We start from the raw sequence: 20,978 nt of genomic DNA, 5'->3' as shown, positions 1-20,978 counted from the left end.
CTCAGAAACGGGCTGCTTCAGGGGTGCATCTGCCCGTCATATGGCCTGGACCTGGAAAATAAGTGAGAATGCGGGCCATTCCCGGCCGACAAATCGCGCCTATCATATCCAAGAATCGTCACTAGCTTAAGGCCCAAGCCGCAAATGAAACGATCTGCCTTCTTCATCTCCGACGGTACCGGTATCACAGCGGAAACCCTCGGCCAGAGCCTTCTGGCGCAGTTCGAGAACATTACGTTCAGCAAATTCACGCGGCCGTATATCGACAGCATGGAAAAAGCGCGGGCCATGGTACAGCAAATCAATATAGCCGCCGAAAAAGACGGGTATCGACCGATCATTTTCGACACTATCGTCAACCAGGACATCCGTGAGATCCTCGCCACGTCCAATGGTTTCATGATCGATATCTTCTCCACCTTCCTCGCCCCCCTGGAACAGGAGCTGAGCGAGCATTCCTCCTACTCCGTGGGCAAATCCCACTCCATCGGCCACAACTCCAACTACATGGAGCGGATCGAGGCGGTGAACTTCGCCCTGGACAACGACGACGGCGCCCGCACCCACTACTACGACAAGGCCGACCTGATCCTGGTGGGCGTGTCACGCTGCGGCAAGACCCCGACCTGCCTGTACATGGCCATGCAGTTCGGCATCCGCGCGGCCAACTACCCGCTCACCGAAGAAGACATGGAGCGCCTGCAACTGCCCAACGCGCTGCGCCCGCACAAGCACAAGCTGTTCGGCCTGACCATCGACCCCGACCGCCTCACCGCGATCCGCAACGAGCGCAAGCCCAACAGCCGCTATTCCAGCTTCGCCCAGTGCGAATTCGAGGTGCGGGAAGTCGAGAACCTGCTGCGCCGGGAAAACATCCCGCACATCAACTCCACGCACTTCTCCGTCGAGGAAATCTCGGCCAAGATCCTCGTGGAAAAAGGCGTCGAACGCCGTTTCAAGTAAAGCCGTCCCCCATTCCCAGGGCCTTTGCGGCCACGGCGTCCATCGGCAGGCAGCGCACCCGGCGCTGCCTGCATCGCGGTTTCAAATCACCAGCAGATCGACGAAGCGCTGCACCGGCGTGGCCGACAACCGTGCCGGGTCCTTGCACAACTCGAAGATCTGCGCCGAGCGCTGGGCGCTGAAGCGCGTCGCCAGGTTGGCCTTGAACTTGTCCTCCAGCAACGGGATGCCCTCGGCCCGCCGCCGGCGGTGGCCAATGGGGTATTCCACCGCCACCTGCTCGGTGCAGCTGCCATCGGCGAAGAACACCTGCACCGCGTTGGCGATCGAGCGCTTGTCGGCCTCCAGGTATTCCCGGGTGTAGCGCGGGTCCTCGACGATCTGCATCTTGTCGCGCAACTGGTCGATGATCGGGTGCGCCGCGTGGAAATCATCCTCGTAGTGCTCGGCCACCAGGGTGCCGAACGCCAGGGGTACGGCGGTCATGTACTGCAGGCAGTGGTCGCGATCGGCGGCATTGGCCAGCGGCCCGACCTTGGAAATGATGCGGATCGCCGACTCATGGGTGGTGATGACGATCCGCTCGATCTCCTGCAACCGATCGCGCACCAGCGGGTGCAGGGCCACCGCCGCTTCGCAGGCGGTTTGCGCATGGAACTCGGCCGGGAAGCTGATCTTGAACAGGATGTTTTCCATCACGTAGCTGGCGTACCCCTGGGGCAGGCTGAAGCGCCGCTGGTCCTCAGGCTTGAGCGAAAGGTCCTTGTTGGCATGGCTGAACAGCACATCGTAGAAGCCCCACTGCGGCGCGCTGAGCACTCCGGGAATGCCCATTTCACCGCGCAGGGCCATGTCCGCCAGGCGCACCCCGCGGCTCGAGGCATCCCCCGCCGCCCAGGACTTGCGCGACCCGGCATTGGGCGCATGGCGATAGGTGCGCAGCGCCTGGCCGTCGACAAAGGCATGGGACAGCGCGGCCAGCAGTTGCTCGCGATTGGCCCCCATCAAGCGAGCGCAAACGGCCGTGGAGGCGACCTTCACCAGCAGCACATGGTCGAGCCCGACACGGTTGAAGGAGTTGTCCAGGGCCAGCACACCCTGGATCTCGTGGACCATGACCATCGCCCGCAGCACATCGCCCATGCTCAGCGGCGCCTCGCCGTTGGCCACACGCTTCTGCGAAAGATGATCGGCCACGGCCAGGATGCCGCCGAGGTTGTCCGACGGGTGCCCCCACTCTGCCGCCAGCCAGGTGTCGTTGTAATCGAGCCAGCGCACGATGCAGCCGATATCCCAGGCGGCCTTCACCGGGTCCAGGCGATAGCTGGTACCCGGCACGCGGGCGCCATGGGGCACCACGGTGCCCTCGACGAGCGGCCCCAGGTGCTTGGTGCATTCAGGAAAACGCAATGCCAGCAGGCCGCAGCCCAGGGTATCCATCAGGCAATGGCGGGCGGTATCGAGGGCTAGGGGGGAGTCGACGCGATACTCCAGGACATAATCGGCGATGTCCTGCAAAACCGGGTCGTAATCGGGACGGTCGTTCAGATCAACGTTGGCGCTCATGGATCGTGCACTCCAATGACGGGGTTATGGGTAGGTCGATTCCTCAGGCTGCAGGTTCAGGTCAATGACGGCATCGCAGGTCTGCGTCTGCTCGATGATTCGATAACGGCATCGGTGGCAAGGGAGCGGGCTCCCTCGCCACCGCCGGTCCTTAACAGACCGTTGAAAAATGTAGGCGAGGCAGCCAGCGCAAGGCAAAAACAGGCGAAAAAGCGCAGTTTACGAGTGGTAAATGAGCATTTTGACCGGGCTGGCGCACCAGCCTGTTTTTAACGCAGCGATGGCAACGCAGCTAGTTTTTCAACGGCCTGTTAGAAGGTGTCGCCAGGCACTCTCACCCAGCCTTCCATCAGTACTCGCGCACTGCGGCTCATGATCGCCTTGACCACGCTCCACTCGCCGGCCTCGAGGGTTGCCTCGGCGCCTACGCGCAAGGTGCCCGAAGGATGGCCGAAACGCACGGCGCTACGCTCGCCGCCACCGGCCGCGAGGTTGACCAGGGTCCCGGGGATCGCCGCCGCCGTGCCGATGGCCACCGCCGCGGTGCCCATCATCGCGTGGTGCAGCTTGCCCATGGACATGGCGCGCACCAGCAGGTCGACATCCGCCGCCTTGATCGCCTTGCCACTGGAGGCCTGGTAGTCAGCCGGTGGAGCGACGAAGGCCACTTTCGGCGTGTGCTGGCGCTGCGCGGCTTCGTCCAGGTGCTTGATCAGGCCCATGCGCAAGGCGCCGTGGGCACGGATGGTCTCGAACATCGCCAGGGCCTTGGGGTCGCCGTTGATCACGCCCTGCAGCTCGGTACCGCGATAACCGATGTCCGCCGCATTGACGAAGATGGTGGGGATCCCGGCATTGATCAGGGTCGCCTTGAGGGTGCCGACCCCGGGCACTTCCAGGTCGTCCACCAGGTTGCCGGTGGGGAACATCGAACCGCCGGCGCCCTCCTCCTCGGCCGCCGGATCGAGGAACTCCAACTGCACTTCCGCCGCCGGGAAGGTCACGCCGTCCAGCTCGAAGTCGCCGGTCTCCTGGACCGCGCCATCGGTGATCGGCACATGGGCGATGATGGTCTTGCCGATGTTGGCCTGCCAGATGCGCACCACCGCCACACCGTTGTAGGGAATGCGCGCCGGGTCCACCAGGCCGCTGCTGATGGCGAAGGAGCCCACCGCCGCCGACAGGTTGCCGCAGTTGCCGCTCCAGTCGACGAAAGGCTTGTCGATGGCGACCTGGCCGAACAGGTAGTCGACGTCGTGATCAGGCTTGATGCTCTTGGACAGGATCACCGTCTTGCTGGTGCTGGAGGTGGCGCCGCCCATGCCGTCGATCTGCTTGTCGTAGGGATCGGGGCTGCCGATCACCCGCAGCAGCAAGGCATCGCGGGCCGCGCCGGGTAGCTGCGCAGCCTCGGGCAGGTCTTGCAGATTGAAGAACACACCCTTGCTGGTGCCGCCACGCATGTAGGTGGCCGGAATCTTGATTTGCGCTACAAATGCCATGGATTTCAGGTCCTGATAAAGACCGGGGGCGGCGCCTTGCGGCCCGCCCCCGGTACGTCGCTTAACTGGCTGTGGCCGATTCCAGGAAGTCCTGGGCAAAACGCTGCAGCACACCGCCGGCCTCGTAGATCGACACCTCCTCGGCGGTGTCGAGGCGGCAGGTCACCGGCACCTCGAGCCGCTCGCCATTGCGGCGGTGGATCACCAGGGTCAACTGCGCCCGGGGAGTGCGCTGGCCGATCACGTCATAGGTCTCGGTGCCGTCGATGCCCAGGGTCTTGCGGTCGGTGCCCGGCAGGAACTGCAGCGGCAGCACGCCCATGCCCACCAGGTTGGTGCGGTGGATGCGCTCGAAGCCCTCGGCGACGATCGCCTCGACGCCTGCCAGGCGCACGCCCTTGGCCGCCCAGTCGCGGGACGAACCCTGGCCGTAGTCGGCACCGGCGATGATGATCAGCGGCTGCTTGCGCTCCATGTAGGTCTCGATGGCTTCCCACATCCGCGTGACCTTGCCTTCGGGCTCGACACGGGCCAAAGACCCCTTCTTCACCTGGCCATCGACCACCGCCATCTCGTTCACCAATTGCGGGTTGGCGAAGGTCGCGCGCTGGGCGGTCAGGTGGTCGCCACGGTGGGTGGCGTAGGAGTTGAAGTCCTCCTCCGGCAGGCCCATCTTCGCCAGGTACTCGCCGGCCGCGGAGTCCGCCAGGATGGCGTTGGACGGCGACAGGTGGTCGGTGGTGATGTTGTCCGGCAACACCGCCAGCGGGCGCATGCCCTTGAGCGTGCGCTCCCCGGCCAGCGCGCCTTCCCAGTACGGCGGACGACGGATGTAGGTGCTCATCGGGCGCCAGTCGTACAGCGGGCTCTCGGCCTCCTTGACGGTGCCGAGGTCGAACATCGGGATGTAGATCTGGCGGAACTGCTCGGGCTTCACCGAGGCGGCGACGATGGCGTCGATCTCCTCGTCGCTCGGCCACAGGTCCTTCAGGGTCACCGGGTTGCCGGCCTGGTCATGGCCCAGCACGTCCTGCTCGATGTCGAAGCGCACGGTACCGGCGATCGCATAGGCCACCACCAGCGGCGGCGAGGCGAGGAACGCCTGCTTGGCGTAGGGGTGGATACGGCCGTCGAAGTTGCGGTTGCCCGACAGCACCGCGGTGGCATACAGGTCGCGATCGATGATTTCCTGCTGGATGACCGGGTCCAGGGCGCCGGACATGCCGTTGCAGGTGGTGCAGGCGTAAGCGACGATGCCGAAGCCGAGCTTCTCCAGCTCCGGCAGCAGGCCGGCCTCTTCCAGGTACAACTTGGCGACCTTCGAACCCGGCGCGAAGGACGTCTTGACCCAAGGCTGGCGCACCAGGCCCAGGGCGTTGGCCTTCTTCGCCACCAGGCCGGCAGCCACCACGTTGCGCGGGTTGGAGGTGTTGGTGCAGCTGGTGATCGCCGCGATGATCACCGCGCCATCGGGCATCAGGCCCTCGGCTTGCTCGACCTTGCCGGCGGCCAGCTTGGTTTCGTCGGCGATACCCCGCTCGGCCAGGGCCGAGGTCGGCAAGCGCCGGTGCGGGTTGGACGGACCGGCCATGTTGCGCACCACGGTGGACAGGTCGAACGTCAGCACCCGCTCGTATTCCGCAGTGACCAGGGCATCGGCCCACAGGCCGGTGGTCTTGGCGTAGTTCTCCACCAGGGCCACCTGCTCCGGCTCGCGACCGGTGAGCTTGAGGTAGTCGATAGTCTGCTGGTCGATGTAGAACATCGCCGCGGTGGCGCCGTACTCCGGGCACATGTTGGAGATGGTCGCGCGGTCGCCGATGGACAGGCTGTCGGCCCCTTCGCCGAAGAACTCGACGTAGGCACCCACCACCTTTTCCTTGCGCAGGAACTCGGTCAGGGCCAGGACGATGTCGGTGGCGGTGATGCCGGGCTGGCGCTTGCCGGTGAGCTTGACGCCGACGATGTCGGGCAGGCGCATCATCGACGCGCGGCCGAGCATCACGGTCTCCGCCTCCAGGCCGCCGACACCGATGGCGATGACGCCCAGCGCATCGACGTGGGGGGTATGGCTGTCGGTGCCGACGCAGGTGTCGGGGAAGGCCACGCCGCCGCGCGCCTGGATCACCGGGCTCATTTTCTCCAGGTTGATCTGGTGCATGATGCCGTTGCCGGCGGGGATCACATCGACGTTCTTGAACGCGGTCTTGGTCCACTCGATGAAGTGGAAGCGGTCCTCGTTGCGGCGCTCCTCGACGGCGCGGTTCTTCTCGAAGGCGTCCGGGTCGAAGCCGCCGAACTCCACGGCCAGGGAGTGGTCGACGATCAGTTGGGTCGGCACCACCGGGTTGACCAGGGCCGGGTCGCCCCCCTGGTCGGCGATCGCATCGCGCAGGCCGGCCAGGTCCACCAGCGCGGTCTGGCCGAGGATGTCGTGGCAGACCACGCGGGCCGGGTACCAGGGGAAGTCGAGGTCGCGCTTGCGCTCGATCAGTTGCTTCAGCGAGTCGGTGAGCTGCGCCGGGTCGCATCGGCGCACCAGTTGTTCGGCCAGCACCCGGGAGGTGTACGGCAGGCCGGCGTAGGCACCCGGAGCGATGGCATCCACCGCCTCGCGGGTGTCGAAGTAGTCCAGCGCCGTACCCGGCAGGTTCTTGCGGTATTGGCTGTTCATGATTACTTGCGGTCCTTCAGGGGCACGAACTTCAGGTCTTCCGGGCCAACGTAGTTGGCGCTCGGGCGGATGATCTTGCCGTCGATGCGTTGCTCGATGACGTGGGAAGACCAGCCGGAAGTGCGGGCGATCACGAACAGCGGGGTGAACATGGCGGTGGGCACGCCCATCATGTGGTAGCTGACGGCGCTGAACCAATCGAGGTTGGGGAACATCTTCTTGATTTCCCACATGGTCGATTCCAGGCGCTCGGCGATATCGAACATCTTGCTGTTGCTCTGCTCGGCGGACAGCTCGCGGGCCACTTCCTTGATTACCTTGTTGCGCGGGTCGGACACGGTGTAGACCGGATGGCCGAAGCCGATCACCACTTCCTTTTTCTCGACGCGGGCGCGGATGTCGGCTTCTGCTTCGTCCGGGTTGTCGTAGCGCTTCTGGATCTCGAAGGCCACCTCGTTGGCACCACCATGCTTGGGACCGCGCAGCGCACCGATGGCCCCGGCGATGCAGGAGAACATGTCGGAACCGGTACCGGCGATCACTCGCGAGGTGAAGGTAGAAGCGTTGAATTCGTGCTCGGCATAGAGGATCAGCGAGGTGTGCATGGCGCGCACCCACGACTCGCGCGGCTTCTCGCCGTGCAGCAGGTGCAGGAAGTGGCCGCCGATGGAATCGTCGTCGGTCTCCACGTCGATGCGCTTGCCGTTGTGGCTGAAGTGGTACCAGTAGAGCAACGCGGAACCGAGGCTCGCCATCAGCTTGTCGGCGATGTCCCGGGCGCCCGGATGGTTGTGGTCGTCCTTCTCCGGCGACAGGCAACCCAGCACGGAAACGGCGGTGCGCATCACGTCCATCGGGTGGGCGGACGGCGGCAGTTGCTCCAGTGCCAGCTTGACCCCGGCCGGCAGGCCGCGCAGGGCCTTGAGCTTGGCCTTGTAGCCCGTCAGCTCGGCGACGTTCGGCAGCTTGCCATGGACCAGCAGGTGGGCGATTTCCTCGAACTCGCAGGAGGTGGCGAAGTCGAGGATGTCATAGCCGCGGTAGTGCAGGTCGTTGCCGGTACGGCCGACGGTGCACAGGGCCGTGTTGCCGGCGGCGGTACCGCTCAGGGCCACGGATTTCTTCGGTTTGAAGGCGGTGGTGGTTTCGCTGGGGCTCATCGCGTGAATCTCCTCATTTTTATCCGGTTGCTTGCGTCTTGTTATATCCGCAGGCCGCTCCCGGGGAGCGGCCCGGGTCCGGTCATTTCTTGGCAGCGAACAGGGCGTCGAGCTTCTGCTCGAAGGCGTGGTAGCCGATGCGGTCGTACAGTTCGGCACGGGTCTGCATCAGGTCGACGACTTCTTTTTGATGGCCATCGCGGCGAATAGCGGTGTAGACCGCCTCGGCCGCCTTGTTGGCGGCACGGAAGGCCGACAGCGGGTAGAGCTGGATGGCGACGCCCACCGACGCCAGCTCATCGCGGGAGAACAGCGGGGTGGCGCCGAACTCGGTGATGTTGGCCAGCACGGGCACATCGAGGGCATCGACGAAGCGCTTGTAGGTCGGCAAGTCGTAGGCGGCCTCGGCGAAGATGCCGTCGGCACCCGCCTCCACATAGCGCTGGCAGCGCTCGATGGCGGCGTCCACGCCCTCGGCCTGGATGGCGTCGGTCCGGGCGATCAGGAAGAAGCTCGGGTCGGTCTTGGCATCGGCGGCGGCACGCACGCGGTCAGCCATTTCCTCGGTGGAGACGATTTCCTTGCCCGGACGGTGGCCGCACCGCTTGGCGCCTACCTGGTCCTCGATGTGGGCGGCGGCGGCGCCGGCCTTGATCAGGTTCTTGACGGTACGCTCGATGTTGAAGGCACTGGGGCCGAAACCGGTGTCGATGTCCACCAGCAACGGCAGGTCGCAGACGTCGGTGATGCGGCGCACGTCGGTGAGCACGTCGTCCAGGGTGTTGATGCCCAGGTCCGGCAGGCCCAGGGAGCCGGCGGCGACACCGCCACCGGAGAGGTAGATGGCCTTGAAGCCGGCGCGCTTGGCCAGCAGTGCATGGTTGGCATTGATCGCGCCGATGACCTGCAGCGGATGTTCTTCGGCAATGGCGTCGCGGAAGCGCTGGCCGGCGGTTTTCTGACTCATGACTCACCTCGTGTCTTGGACGGGTTGACGAGCGCTTCCTGGTAATGGCGCTCGATATTGCGCTTGGAGGCACCGATATGACGGCGCATCAGCAACTCGGCCAGTTCGCCGTCTCGGTCGGCGATGGCATCGAGAATTCGGTGGTGTTCGGCGAAAGCCTGGCGCGGCCGGTTCGGCACGCTGGAGAACTGCAGGCGATACATGCGCACCAGTTGGTAGAGCTCGCCGCAAAGCATCTTGGTCAGGGTCTGGTTGCCCGCACCCTGGATGATCCGGTAGTGGAAGTCGAAGTCCCCTTCCTGCTGGTAGTAGCCGACCCCGGCCTGGAACGCCGCATCGCGCTCGTGGGTCTCCAGCACCCGGCGCAGTTCGTCGATCTCGGCCACGCTCATGCGCTCGGCCGCCAGGCGGCAGGCCATGCCTTCCAGGGACTCGCGGATTTCGTAGAGTTCGATCAGCTCGGCATGGCTCAGGGAAACCACCCGGGCGCCGACATGGGGCACGCGCACCAGCAGGCGCTGGCCCTCCAGGCGATGGATGGCCTCGCGCAGCGGGCCACGGCTGATGCCGTAGGTGCGGGCCAGCTCGGGCTCGGAGATCTTGCTGCCCGGGGCGATCTCGCCCTTGACGATGGCCGCCTGGATACGCCGGAAGACGTTTTCGGAGAGGGTCTCGGAGTCGTCCTGGGCCGGCGTCGAAGGTTCCAGTTGATCCAGCATATTGTCGACACCTTTAAAATCAATGAGGCAAAAATTAGCCAATAGCCCCATCGCAGTCAAAGGAAAAATAGATATTGTCGACAATCGTCTAAGAACTCATGACTTTCCAAACGAGACAAATGGCCCGCCCCGGACGCTGGCGCCAACAAACCAGCATGCTAGAATGCCGCCCGCATTGGCCTGTCAGCTTTTTATGCCACGCACACGAGGGAGCTTGCGCAGCAATGCCGGTCGCCTTGAACTGAAGAACCCACGACCACCAGGATCTATGACTCTCAAGGCCCTTCTCCCCCTGCTCTGCCTATTCTTCCTGCCTGGCACCGGCATCGCCGCCGGCAAGACCGTCTACGGCTTGAATGAATATGCCCAACTGGCGGGCATCGACCTGGAGGTCGCCGCCAAGCTCGACACCGGGGCCAAGACCGCTTCGCTGAGCGCCCGCGACATCAAGCGCTTCAAGCGCAATGGCGAGTCCTGGGTACGCTTCTACCTGGCCATCGACACCGCCCACTCCCACCCCATCGAACGCCCCCTGGCCCGGGTCAGCAAGATCAAGCGCCGCGCTGGCGACTACGACCCCGATGAGGACAAGAACTACACCGCGCGCCCGGTGATCGCCCTGCAAGTCTGCATGGGCAGCGCCTTGCGCAGCATCGAAGTGAACTTGACCGACCGTAGTGCATTCCAATACCCGCTTTTGATCGGTTCCGAAGCCCTCAAGCGTTTCGATGCGCTGGTCGACCCCAGTCTTAAATACGCTGCTGGCAAACCTGCCTGCGCCACCGCCGCTCTTACCGCAGAGTAATTCCAATGCGCTCTCTTACCCTTCATCTGAAAGTCCTGATCGCCGTGCTGGTGGTGCTGGGCATTTCGATCACGGCCTACCAGATCTTCGTGCTCGGCATTCCGGTGACCGAAGACGCCACCGACGACTTGTGGAACATCGACGCCAAGGTCGAGTTCGTCGCCAACGGCAAGGACCCGATCAAGATCCAGATGTTCGTGCCGCCCCTGAGCCGTGACTATGTGAGCCTCAACGAGAGCTTCATCTCCAACAACTATGGGGTGGCGGTGAACCGCGTCGACGGCAACCGCAAGGTCACCTGGTCGGCACGTCGGGCCAAGGGCAACCAGACCCTGTACTACCGCCTGGTCCTGACCAAGCGCTACAGCGCCGAGAAAGCCAAGGTCAAGGGTCCGACCTTCCGCGACAGCATGGCCATCGAAGGGCCGGAGAAGATCGCCGCCGACGCCTTGCTGGCACCGATCCGCCAGCACTCGGCGGACGTCGAGACCTTCATCAGCGAAGCCATCAAGCGGGTCAACAACGCCAACGACGACAACGCCAAGCTGCTGCTGGCCGGCGATCCATCCAGTGCCAACAAGGCCAAGATCGTCGAGCTGCTGCTGTCCATCGCCCACGTGCCGGCCGAGAAGGTCCACACCATCCGCCTGGTGGCCGACCAGCCGCAGACCCCGGAGCTGTGGCTACGCAGCTTCAACGGCACCGACTGGCTGTACTTCAACCCCGAGACCGGCGAGCAGGGCCTGCCCAGCGATCGCCTGCTGTGGTGGACCGGCGACGACAACCTGATCACCGTCGATGGCGGCAAGAAGGCCAACGTCACCTTCAGCATGAACAACAGCGAGATGAACGCCATCCGCCTGGCCAAGCTGACCGACGAGAACACCGACGCCAACTTCCTCGAATATTCGCTCTACGGCCTGCCGCTGCAGACCCAGCAGACCTTCATGATCATGGTGATGATCCCCATCGGCGTGCTGGTGATCCTGGTGCTGCGCAACCTGATCGGCCTGCAGACCCTGGGCACCTTCACCCCGGTGCTGATCGCCCTGGCCTTTCGCGAGACCCAGCTGGGCTTCGGCATCGCGCTGTTCACCGTGATCACCGCCCTGGGCCTGTCGCTGCGCTCCTACCTGGAGCACCTGAAGCTGCAAATGCTGCCGCGGCTGTCGGTGGTGCTGACCTTCGTCGTGGTGCTGATCGCCGCCATCAGCCTGTTCAGCCACAAGCTGGGCCTGGAGCGTGGCTTGTCGGTGGCGCTGTTCCCGATGGTGATCCTGACCATGACCATCGAGCGCCTGTCCATCACCTGGGAAGAGCGTGGCGGCGGCCATGCGATGAAAGTCGCGATCGGCACCCTGTTCGCCGCCTCCCTGGCGCACCTGCTCATGAGCGTGCCGGAGCTGACGTACTTCGTCTTCACCTTCCCGGCGATGCTGCTGATCCTGGTGGGCTTCATGCTGGCCATGGGTCGCTACCGCGGCTACCGGCTGACGGAGCTGGTGCGGTTCAAAGCCTTCGTCAAGGCTGACTCCTGATGTTCGGCCTGTGGAAGACCTGGAAGGCCCTGGAAGCGCGCGGGATCATGGGCATCAACCGGCGTAACGCCGACTACGTGCTCAAGTACAACAAGCGCAGCCTGTACCCCATCGTCGATGACAAGATCATCACCAAGGAGCGGGCGCTCAAGGCCGGCATCCACGTGCCGGAGCTGTACGGGGTGATCTCCACCGAGAAGGAAATCGACAAGCTCGACGAGATCCTCAAAGGGCGCAACGACTTCGTCATCAAGCCGGCCCAGGGCGCCGGCGGCGATGGCATCCTGGTGATCGCCGATCGCTTCGAGGGTCGCTATCGCACGGTCTCCGGGAAGATCATCAGCCATGAGGAAATCGAGCATCAGATCTCCAGCATCCTCACCGGCCTGTACTCCCTGGGCGGCCACCGCGACCGTGCGCTGATCGAGTACCGGGTGACCCCGGACCAGATCTTCAAGAGCATCAGCTACGAAGGCGTGCCGGACATCCGCATCATCGTGCTCATGGGCTACCCGGTGATGGCCATGCTGCGCTTGCCGACCCGCCAGTCCGGCGGCAAGGCCAACCTGCACCAGGGCGCCATCGGCGTCGGGGTCGACCTGGCTACCGGCCTGACCCTGCGCGGCACCTGGCTGAACAACATCATCACCAAGCACCCGGACACCACCAACGCGGTGGACGGCGTGCAGCTGCCCTACTGGGACGGCTTCATGAAGCTGGCGGCCGGTTGCTACGAACTGTGCGGCCTGGGCTACATCGGCGTGGACATGGTGCTGGACCAGGACAAGGGTCCGTTGATCCTCGAGCTCAACGCCCGCCCGGGCCTGAACATCCAGATCGCCAACGACTGTGGCCTGACCCAGCGCACCCACGCCATCGAAGCCCACCTGGAACAGCTCAAGGCCCAGGGCATCGAGGAAAGCGTCGAGGAACGGGTGCGCTTCGCCCAGCAGTTGTTCGGCCATATCCCCACCGTGGAAAGCTGATCGCCACGGCTGCCAGAAGGTCCTGGCGCAGCCGGTGGCCATGGCCAATGCAAGCGGTACGTCGCAAACCACGCCATTGCCGACCTCCCCCCTAGGAGCAAATCCCCGGGGGGACTACAATCGCCAGCCGCGCCCCGATGGCTGATCTGCCCCGCATGTTGACCTGTTCCGTACACCCGCTCCCCTATCGCGACAATCCCGCCGATTATTTCGCGGCAATCGAACACGCCCCCGGCGCCGTGCTGCTCGATAGCGGCCGCCCCAGCGCCGATCGCGGCCGCTACGACCTGCTCAGCGCCTGGCCCCTGGCGCAACTGACGGTGGCCGCCGAGGAAAGCGGCGGCGCATTCCTGCAACGCCTGCGGGACAACCTCGCGCAACTGGGCCCGGCACGGATTCCCGCCCCCTACGACCTGCCGTTCGCCGGCGGACTGATCGGCTACCTGAGCTATGACTTCGGCCGGCACCTGGAACGCCTGCCCAGCCAGGCCCGGGACGACCTGCAACTGCCCGACGCGCGCCTGGGCCTGTATGCCTGGGCGCTGGTCAACGATCACCAGGCCGGCACCAGCCAGCTGGTGTTCCATCCGGCCCTGGAGCAAGACGAACGCCAGCGCCTGGTGCACCTGTTCGAACAGCCACTGCCGGCGCCAAGCGGCTGGTTCAAGCTGGAGGGGCCGATGCAGGCCGACCTTGGCGCCGATGACTATCGCCAGGCATTCCAGCGCATCCAGCATTACATCCAGGCCGGCGACTGCTACCAGGTGAACTTCGCCCAGCGCTTTCGCGGCCAGTACCAGGGCGATCCATGGGTGGCCTACCGGGCCCTGCGCGCCGCCTGCCCGACTCCATTCTCCGGTTTCCAGCGCCTGGCCGACGGCGCAGCGGTACTCAGCCTGTCGCCCGAGCGCTTCATCCACATCAGCCAGGGCCGGGTGGAAACCCGGCCGATCAAGGGCACCCGCCCCCGCGGCCGGGATGCCGCCGAGGACGCGGCCAGCGCCGCCGAGCTGCTGGCCAGCGCCAAGGACCGGGCGGAAAACCTGATGATCGTCGACCTGCTGCGCAACGACCTGGGCCGCAGCTGCCGCATCGGCTCAGTGCAGGTACCGGAGCTGTTCAGCCTGGAGAGCTACCCCAACGTCCACCACCTGGTGAGCAGCGTCACCGGCGAACTGGCGGACGACAAGGATGCCCTGGACCTGATCGCCGGCAGCTTCCCCGGCGGCTCGATCACCGGCGCGCCGAAGATCCGCGCGATGCAGATCATCGACGAGCTCGAACCTACGCGCCGGGCGCTGTATTGCGGCTCGCTGCTGTACCTGGACGTGCGCGGGGAGATGGACAGCTCCATCGCCATCCGCAGCCTGCTGGCCAAGGATGGGCAGATCAGTTGCTGGGGCGGCGGCGGAATCGTGGCCGACTCGGACTGGCAGGCCGAATACCAGGAGTCGATCACCAAGGTGCGGGTGCTGCTGGACACCTTGCAACAGCTCTGACGACAGTCGCGGCTACATACAGCATCTGTAGCCGCTGCTGAGCTTGCGAAGCTGCGCCAAGGCCCGCAGGGCCTTCCAACGATGGCGGCTACCCGATCTCGCGGCCGCTGCGCGCCCGTGCGCAGCCTGCGGCAGCGGCTACACGAAGCCTGATCCCGTACGCTCCAGCCAGCGCGATTGCCACCGCACGCAGCCTGGTCGTTACAGGCTCAGGCTACGCTTGGAAGCCTTGAGGAACTCCTGCTTGAGCTCGGCGAAGCTGTGCACCGCCGGGAACTGCGGGAACTCGCGGATCACGTTGTCCGGCGCGTGGAACAGGATGCCGGCATCCGCCTCGCCGAGCATGGTGGTGTCGTTGTAGGAGTCGCCGGCGGCGATCACCCGGTAGTACAGGCTCTTGAAGGCCAGCACCGACTGGCGCTTGGGGTCTTTCTGGCGTAGCTGGTAGCCGGTGACGCGGCCGCTGTCATCGGTGACCAGGCGGTGGCACAACAGGGTCGGGAAGCCCAACTGGCGCATCAGCGGCTGGGAGAACTCATAGAAAGTGTCGGAGAGGATCACCACCTGGAAGCGCTCGCGCAGCCAGTTGACGAACTCCACCGCGCCGTCCAGCGGCTTGAGGGTGGCGATCACTTCCTGGATGTCCGAAAGCTTCAGGCCGTGCTCATCGAGAATGCGCAGGCGCTGCTTCATCAGCACGTCGTAGTCGGGAATATCCCGGGTGGTGGCCTTGAGGGATTCAATCCCGGTTTTTTCGGCGAAGGCGATCCAGATTTCCGGGACCAGCACACCTTCCAGATCGAGACAGGCGATTTCCACGAGACACTCCCATTGGTTCTGATTATTGGTATTGAGCGAGCAAAAGGACGGCCGAACTATAGGGTCTGTTGCCGTTTCGGCGCAAACCGCGTTGCCGCGTCAAATGGCGCCAGACTAGGCGTAGGACGCAGGCAATGGTCGCTCCCTTGCCAAGTCCTGCAACGACGCATGGCGCCATTTGACGCGCAACCCGAAGGGACGGGCCGGTTTTAGCGCGGCGCGTCGTTACTCGACGGCTCATTTGGAATGCCAAACCTCGCGTCTCGTGCCTAGCTCCGCGCTAAAACTGGCTCCGGCGCGGTCGCGGCGAAATGGCAACAGACCCTAGCGACTCGACCCCATGGGCGCAACGCAGACGAACGCGCCAGGCCCCGGGGGATTTTGCTAAGATCGCCCTCCTATAGAGCGCATAGCGCCACCGACCTGTAGGAAACCGCCCTGATGACCCCATCGTTCGACGTCGCTGAACTCGCCGCGACCTATGCCAACAAATCCGCCCAGGACATCCTCAAGCTGGCCTTTTCCCAGTTCGGCGATGACCTGTGGATCTCCTTCAGCGGCGCCGAGGATGTGGTGCTGGTGGACATGGCCTGGAAGCTGAACAAGAACGTCAAGGTCTTCAGTCTCGACACCGGGCGCCTGCACCCGGAGACCTACCGCTTCATCGACCAGGTGCGCGAACACTACAAGATCGACATCGAGCTGATCTCGCCGGACCACAGCAAGCTCGAACCCTTCGTCAAGGAAAAGGGCCTGTTCAGTTTCTACAAGGATGGCCATGGCGAATGCTGCGGCATCCGCAAGATCGAGCCCCTGCGGCGCAAGCTGTCCACCGTCAGTGCCTGGGCCACCGGCCAACGCCGCGACCAGAGCCCGGGCACCCGTAGCCAAGTGGCGGTCCTGGAGATCGACAGCGCCTTCTCCACCCCGGAGCGCACGCTGTACAAGTTCAACCCGCTGGCACAGATGAGCAGCGAGGAGATCTGGGGCTACATCCGCATGCTCGAACTGCCGTACAACAGCCTGCATGAGCGCGGCTTCATCAGCATCGGCTGCGAGCCCTGCACCCGCCCGGTCCTGCCCAACCAGCACGAACGCGAAGGTCGCTGGTGGTGGGAAGAAGCCACCCAGAAGGAATGCGGCCTGCACGCCGGCAACCTCATCGGCAAGGCCTGATCCTCCCGGGCATCCGTTGGGGTGCCCACTCCACCAGCACAAAATCTGTACACAAAAATGTCACTCAAAGTGCCATTTTTGTGTGCACTAGATTCTTCGCTCGCCCCAGAAAGTTACACTTCCCCTCCCCGCCAGTTGCCCCCTCCTGCCGCCTGAAAATAAATACCTGTTCGAACGGTCAATTTTTAACCACACCATTTCAGGCAGTTAGTGCAAATCAATAACCAAACGAAATCAGCGACAAAACCCATAGAAGCAAACTTGGCATAAAAGTGGCTTGAGTCGAAACATGTTTTGTATACAAAAACTATCAAAACATACATACACTCACCATCCGCACGCCCCAGGCTGCGGATGCCCCGAAGCCAGGTGATTCCACCCTACGCGGAAGATTGTCGAGCCCAGGCTCGGGCACAGTCATCCAGGGGCGGAATCGGAGTACGCCGGAATGCAGACCCGCCCTTCCCACGACATCGCACTGGACACCGCCTCCGCCCTGCACTCGTACACCTCGTCACAGCCCATGATCGACAGCGATCAAGGGTCCGTCGCCCTCAGCCCACGCCTGTACAACCATGACCTGGCGCCCACCAGGATCGCGGGCCGGCGCTGGGGCCGCTACAGCCTCTTCGCGCTGTGGACCAACGATGTGCACAACATCGCCAACTACTCCTTCGCCATCGGTCTGTATGCCTTGGGCCTGGCTGGCTGGCAGATCCTGCTGAGCCTGGGTATCGGCGCACTGCTGGTCTATGGCTTCATGAACCTCTCCGGTTACATGGGGCAGAAGACCGGCGTACCGTTCCCGGTGATCAGCCGCATCGCCTTCGGCATCCATGGCGCGCAGATCCCGGCCTTGATCCGCGCCGTGATCGCCATCGCCTGGTTCGGCATCCAGACCTACCTGGCCTCGGTGGTGTTGCGCGTGTTGCTCAGCGCCGTCCATCCAGGCTTCGCGGCCTACGACCATGACGCGATCCTCGGCCTGTCGAGCCTGGGCTGGGCCTGTTTCGTGACGATCTGGCTGGCGCAGCTGGCGATCCTGGCCTACGGCATGGAGACCATCCGGCGCTACGAAGCCCTCGCCGGTCCGATCATCCTGCTGACCGTGGCCTGCCTCTCCGCCTGGATGTACACCCAGGCCGATGGGCGCATTGCCTGGTCGATCCGCGAGCCCCTGAGCGGTGGTGAAATGTGGCGGCAGATCTTCGCCGGCGGCACGCTGTGGCTGGCGATCTACGGCACGATGGTGCTCAACTTCTGCGACTTCGCCCGCTCCGCGCCATGCCGCAAGACCATCACCGTGGGCAATTTCTGGGGGTTGCCGGTGAACATCCTGGTGTTCGCCATCATCACCGTGCTGCTGTGCGGCGCGCAGTTCCAGATCGACGGCAAGATCATCGAAAGCCCCACCGACCTCATCGCCGCGATCCCCAGCACCCTATTCCTGATCCTGGGCTGCCTGGCATTCCTGATCGTCACCGTGGCAGTGAACATCATGGCCAACTTCGTCGCCCCGGCCTTCGTCCTCAGCAACCTGGCGCCCCGGCACCTGACCTTCCGCCGGGCCGGGCTGATCAGCGCCACCCTCGCGGTGCTGATCCTGCCGTGGAATCTCTACAACAGCCCGCTGGTGATCCAGTACTTCCTGGCCGGCCTCGGCGCGCTGCTGGGCCCGCTGTACGGGGTGATCATGGTGGACTACTGGATCCTGCGCAAAGGCCGGGTCGACGTGCCGCAGCTGTACAGCGAAGATCCCCGGGGCATCTATTTCTACAGCCGCGGGGTCAACCTGCGGGCGGTGGCGGCGTTCCTTCCCGCGGCGCTGATCGCCATCGTCCTGGCCCTGGCCCCGGGATTGGCCAGCATCTCGCCGTTCTCCTGGCTGGTGGGTGCCGCCATCGCCGGCCTGCTGTACCTGATCATCGCCAAGCGCCAGCCGCACTATGCGGACGTCAGCGGCGAATCGATCGCCGTGGACGATGCCGGTCATTGAGCCCCCATGCATGGCCCGCTCCGCCGGGCCTGGACCTATCCAACCTGCAAGGAACCCCCATGCGAATTCTCGTGGTCAACGTCAATACCACCGACAGCATCACCCAGGCGATCGCCCAACAGGCCCGCAGCGTTGCCGCCCCGGGCACCGAGATCATCGGCCTGACGCCCTACTTCGGCGCCGAATCGGTGGAAGGCAACTTCGAAAGCTACCTGGCGGCCATCGCCGTGATGGATCGGGTACTGGCCTATGACCAGCCCTATGACGCGGTGATCCAGGCCGGCTACGGCGAGCACGGCCGCGAGGGCCTGCAGGAGCTGCTGAATGTACCGGTGGTGGACATCACCGACGCCGCCGCCAGCACCGCGATGTTCCTCGGCCACGCCTATTCGGTGGTGACCACCCTGGACCGCACCGTGCCGTTGATCGAAGACCGCCTCAGGCTCTCGGGCCTGGACCAACGCTGCGCCTCGGTGCGCGCCAGCGGCCTGGCGGTGCTGGAGCTGGAGGAAGATCCGGCGCGGGCGGTGGAGGCCATTGTCCGCCAGGCGGAACTCGCGGTGACCCAGGACAAGGCCGAGGTCATCTGCCTGGGCTGCGGCGGCATGGCCGGTCTGGATGAGCAGATCCGCCAGCGTACCGGCGTGCCGGTGGTGGACGGGGTGACGGCAGCAGTGACCATCGCCGAGGCCCTGGTGCGCCAGGGCCTGTCGACCTCCAAGGTGCGCACCTATGCCACGCCACGTCCCAAGCGGGTCAGCGGCTGGCCGATGCGCCAGGGCCGCTGAGCCGAGCGGGCCGCTAGACCGCGCTGAAGGCCTGGGCCAGTCCCTGTTCGGCGAACTGCTGGATCACGAAGTCGACGAAGGCCCGGGTCTTGCCCGGCAACATCTTGTGCTCGGCGTAGTAGATCGAGGTGAAGCCATCATCCACGTACCAGTCCGGCAGTACCCGCCGCAGGGCGCCGGAGCGCAGGTGATTGACCGCGAACGGCATGCTCACCAGGGCCACGCCCAGCCCCTGGGCGGCAGCAATGCAGGCCGCCTCGGAATCACTCATGGTCATGGCCGCCTTGAGCTCCAGGGGTTGCTGTCCCCCTGCTCGCCCTGTCAGCTGCCAGGTGCGGATACGCCCGGTCTGCGGGGAGCGGATCAGGATGCCGCGGCAATCGCGCAGGTCCGCAGGCTCGCTGATCGGCCCTCGCCCATGCAGGTAGGCTGCGCTGGCCACCAGCACCCGATGGGCCGGGGTCAGGCGCCGGGCCACCACGCCGGGCGGCAGCTCGAAGCCACCGCCGATGGCGGCATCGAAGCCCTGGCCGATCAGGTCTACCTGGCGGTTATCGAAATGCCAGTCCGGCTGGATATCCGGATAACGGGCCAGGAACGCGCCCAGCAGCGGCACGATGTACAGGCAACCGAACACTGTGCCCACGCTGACCTTGAGGGTACCGGCGGGCCGCCCCTGGGCGTTGGCCAGGCTGCTCACGGCATGCTGGATGGTGTGCAGGCTGTCGCTGACTTCCGCCAGGAACAGGCGGCCGGCCTCGGTCAGGGTGAGGCGCCGGGTACTGCGCTGGAACAGCCTGACCCCCACCCGCGCCTCCAGCTTGGCCACGCTCTTGCCCACCGCCGCCGGGGTCAGCCCCAGGCGCCGTGCCGCTTCGGCAAAACTGCCGACTTCGGCGCTGCGAACGAAACACTCGATGCTGCTAAAGCCTTCCATACACCGGAATTCCAAACTTTTGGTTTACACAGAGTATAGGGATTACCCGCTACCCAGGACTCAATCAGCGCTCGATACTGGGCTCCACCCAAGGCATTCGCCTTTCAATCCAGGAGACCTACATGAGCAAGTTCGACCTCAGCGGCAAAGTGGCCTTGATCCAGGGCGGTTCCCGCGGCATTGGCGCCGCCATCGTCGAGCGCCTGGCGGCCGAAGGCGCTGCCGTGGCCTTCACCTACGTCAGCTCGGCGGATAAAGCCCGGGCCCTGCAAGAACACATCATCGCCCAGGGCGGCCAGGCCTTGGCCATCCAGGCCGACAGCGCCGACGCCGCAGCCATTCGCCAGGCCGTAGGCCGCACGGTGGAGGCGTTCGGCCGCCTGGATATCCTGGTCAACAATGCCGGGGTGCTGGCGGTGGCACCGCTGGATGAGTTCCAGTTGGAAGACTTCGACCGGACCCTGGCGATCAACGTCCGCAGCGTCTTCATCGCCACCCAGGAAGCCGCCCGGCACATGGGCGAAGGCGGCCGCATCATCAACATCGGCAGTACCAACGCCGACCGCATGCCTTTCGCCGGTGGCGGCCCCTATGCCATGAGCAAGGCCGCGCTGGTGGGCCTGACCAAGGGCCTGGCCCGGGACCTGGGCCCGCGCGGTATCACCATCAACAACGTGCAACCCGGCCCGGTGGACACCGACATGAACCCGGCCGACAGCGATTTTGCCGCCAGCCTGATGGATCTCATGGCGGTGGGCCGCTATGGGCGCGCCGAGGAAGTGGCGGGATTCGTGGCCTACCTGGCCAGCCCCGAAGCGGCCTATATTACCGGTGCCAGCTTGAGCATCGACGGTGGTTTCGGCGCCTGAAGCCCCGGGCAAAA

17 protein-coding genes are annotated in these 20,978 nt (G+C 64.7%); 9 read left to right on the top strand and 8 right to left on the bottom strand.

Annotated features, from left to right (window positions below):
- Window positions 1-144 precede the first annotated feature (144 nt).
- Window positions 145-963: a pyruvate, water dikinase regulatory protein gene (locus H7A76_RS16980; RefSeq protein WP_022643241.1), complete on the top strand. Its 819-nt coding sequence runs from the start codon at window positions 145-147 to the stop codon at window positions 961-963.
- Between the two features lie 81 nt (window positions 964-1,044).
- Here H7A76_RS16980 and prpD read toward each other — a convergent pair whose 3' ends face one another.
- The 6 genes from prpD to H7A76_RS16945 all read right to left on the bottom strand — a co-directional run bounded on the left by prpD (window position 1,045) and on the right by H7A76_RS16945 (window position 9,551).
- Window positions 1,045-2,529, bottom strand: coding sequence for a 2-methylcitrate dehydratase (prpD, locus tag H7A76_RS16975; RefSeq protein WP_185699570.1), 1,485 nt, complete (start codon window positions 2,527-2,529; stop codon window positions 1,045-1,047).
- Between the two features lie 311 nt (window positions 2,530-2,840).
- On the bottom strand, window positions 2,841-4,031 hold the full coding sequence (gene prpF / locus H7A76_RS16965; RefSeq protein WP_185699568.1) for a 2-methylaconitate cis-trans isomerase PrpF: 1,191 nt from the start codon (window positions 4,029-4,031) through the stop codon (window positions 2,841-2,843).
- A 61-nt stretch (window positions 4,032-4,092) separates the two neighbouring features.
- Entirely contained in the window at window positions 4,093-6,705 is a 2,613-nt protein-coding gene (acnD, locus tag H7A76_RS16960; RefSeq protein WP_185699567.1) for a Fe/S-dependent 2-methylisocitrate dehydratase AcnD, read from the bottom strand.
- Window positions 6,706-6,707: 2 nt separating this feature from the next.
- Window positions 6,708-7,865 carry a 2-methylcitrate synthase gene (prpC, locus tag H7A76_RS16955; RefSeq protein WP_185699566.1) on the bottom strand — a complete coding sequence of 386 codons (1,158 nt, stop codon included), beginning with the start codon at window positions 7,863-7,865 and terminating at the stop codon, window positions 6,708-6,710.
- An 82-nt stretch (window positions 7,866-7,947) separates the two neighbouring features.
- Window positions 7,948-8,832 (bottom strand): methylisocitrate lyase, encoded by an 885-nt coding sequence (gene prpB / locus H7A76_RS16950; protein WP_185699565.1) that lies wholly within the window; start codon window positions 8,830-8,832, stop codon window positions 7,948-7,950.
- Window positions 8,829-9,551 carry a GntR family transcriptional regulator gene (locus H7A76_RS16945; protein ID WP_185699564.1) on the bottom strand — a complete coding sequence of 241 codons (723 nt, stop codon included), beginning with the start codon at window positions 9,549-9,551 and terminating at the stop codon, window positions 8,829-8,831. The genes prpB and H7A76_RS16945 overlap by 4 nt, the downstream gene beginning before the upstream one ends.
- Window positions 9,552-9,819: 268 nt before the next feature.
- Here H7A76_RS16945 and H7A76_RS16940 point away from each other — a divergent pair, with 268 nt between their 5' ends.
- The 4 genes from H7A76_RS16940 (at window position 9,820) to pabB (ending at window position 14,379) form a co-directional block, all read left to right on the top strand.
- On the top strand, window positions 9,820-10,356 hold the full coding sequence (locus H7A76_RS16940) for an ATP-dependent zinc protease (RefSeq protein ID WP_185699563.1): 537 nt from the start codon (window positions 9,820-9,822) through the stop codon (window positions 10,354-10,356).
- Between the two features lie 5 nt (window positions 10,357-10,361).
- Window positions 10,362-11,894, top strand: a complete 1,533-nt coding sequence (locus H7A76_RS16935) for an inactive transglutaminase family protein (RefSeq protein ID WP_185699562.1) — start codon at window positions 10,362-10,364, stop codon at window positions 11,892-11,894.
- Complete coding sequence (locus tag H7A76_RS16930) at window positions 11,894-12,880, top strand: alpha-L-glutamate ligase-like protein (RefSeq protein WP_185699561.1); 987 nt, start codon at window positions 11,894-11,896, stop codon at window positions 12,878-12,880. Before H7A76_RS16935 ends, H7A76_RS16930 begins: the two co-directional genes overlap by 1 nt.
- Before the next feature lie 155 nt (window positions 12,881-13,035).
- The gene (pabB, locus tag H7A76_RS16925; protein WP_185699560.1) at window positions 13,036-14,379 is read left to right on the top strand and encodes an aminodeoxychorismate synthase component I; all 1,344 of its coding nucleotides are present in this window, start codon (window positions 13,036-13,038) and stop codon (window positions 14,377-14,379) included.
- A 201-nt stretch (window positions 14,380-14,580) separates the two neighbouring features.
- Here pabB and thrH read toward each other — a convergent pair whose 3' ends face one another.
- Window positions 14,581-15,198, bottom strand: coding sequence for a bifunctional phosphoserine phosphatase/homoserine phosphotransferase ThrH (gene thrH / locus H7A76_RS16920; protein ID WP_185699559.1), 618 nt, complete (start codon window positions 15,196-15,198; stop codon window positions 14,581-14,583).
- Between the two features lie 441 nt (window positions 15,199-15,639).
- Here thrH and H7A76_RS16915 point away from each other — a divergent pair, with 441 nt between their 5' ends.
- The 3 genes from H7A76_RS16915 to H7A76_RS16905 all read left to right on the top strand — a co-directional run bounded on the left by H7A76_RS16915 (window position 15,640) and on the right by H7A76_RS16905 (window position 19,158).
- Window positions 15,640-16,374 carry a phosphoadenylyl-sulfate reductase gene (locus H7A76_RS16915; RefSeq protein WP_185699558.1) on the top strand — a complete coding sequence of 245 codons (735 nt, stop codon included), beginning with the start codon at window positions 15,640-15,642 and terminating at the stop codon, window positions 16,372-16,374.
- Between the two features lie 448 nt (window positions 16,375-16,822).
- On the top strand, window positions 16,823-18,370 hold the full coding sequence (locus tag H7A76_RS16910; RefSeq protein WP_185699557.1) for an NCS1 family nucleobase:cation symporter-1: 1,548 nt from the start codon (window positions 16,823-16,825) through the stop codon (window positions 18,368-18,370).
- 59 nt (window positions 18,371-18,429) lie between these two features.
- Window positions 18,430-19,158, top strand: coding sequence for an aspartate/glutamate racemase family protein (locus H7A76_RS16905; RefSeq protein ID WP_185699556.1), 729 nt, complete (start codon window positions 18,430-18,432; stop codon window positions 19,156-19,158).
- Window positions 19,159-19,171: 13 nt separating this feature from the next.
- Here the strand turns inward: H7A76_RS16905 and H7A76_RS16900 are convergent, their stop codons facing one another.
- A complete protein-coding gene (locus H7A76_RS16900) occupies window positions 19,172-20,095 on the bottom strand; it encodes a LysR family transcriptional regulator (RefSeq protein ID WP_053135872.1) in 924 nt (307 codons plus the stop codon).
- Between the two features lie 122 nt (window positions 20,096-20,217).
- On the opposite strand from H7A76_RS16900, the gene H7A76_RS16895 reads away from it, so the two are divergent.
- Entirely contained in the window at window positions 20,218-20,964 is a 747-nt protein-coding gene (locus H7A76_RS16895; RefSeq protein WP_185699555.1) for a 3-oxoacyl-ACP reductase family protein, read from the top strand.
- The last annotated feature ends 14 nt before the right edge of the window (window positions 20,965-20,978 follow it).

Origin of the sequence: Pseudomonas sp. MSSRFD41 (genome assembly GCF_014230245.1) — a bacterium.
Lineage (GTDB): Bacteria > Pseudomonadota > Gammaproteobacteria > Pseudomonadales > Pseudomonadaceae > Aquipseudomonas > Aquipseudomonas piscis.
Note: the sequence above shows the minus strand (reverse complement) of the source record. Positions and strands in the feature narration are given on the sequence as shown.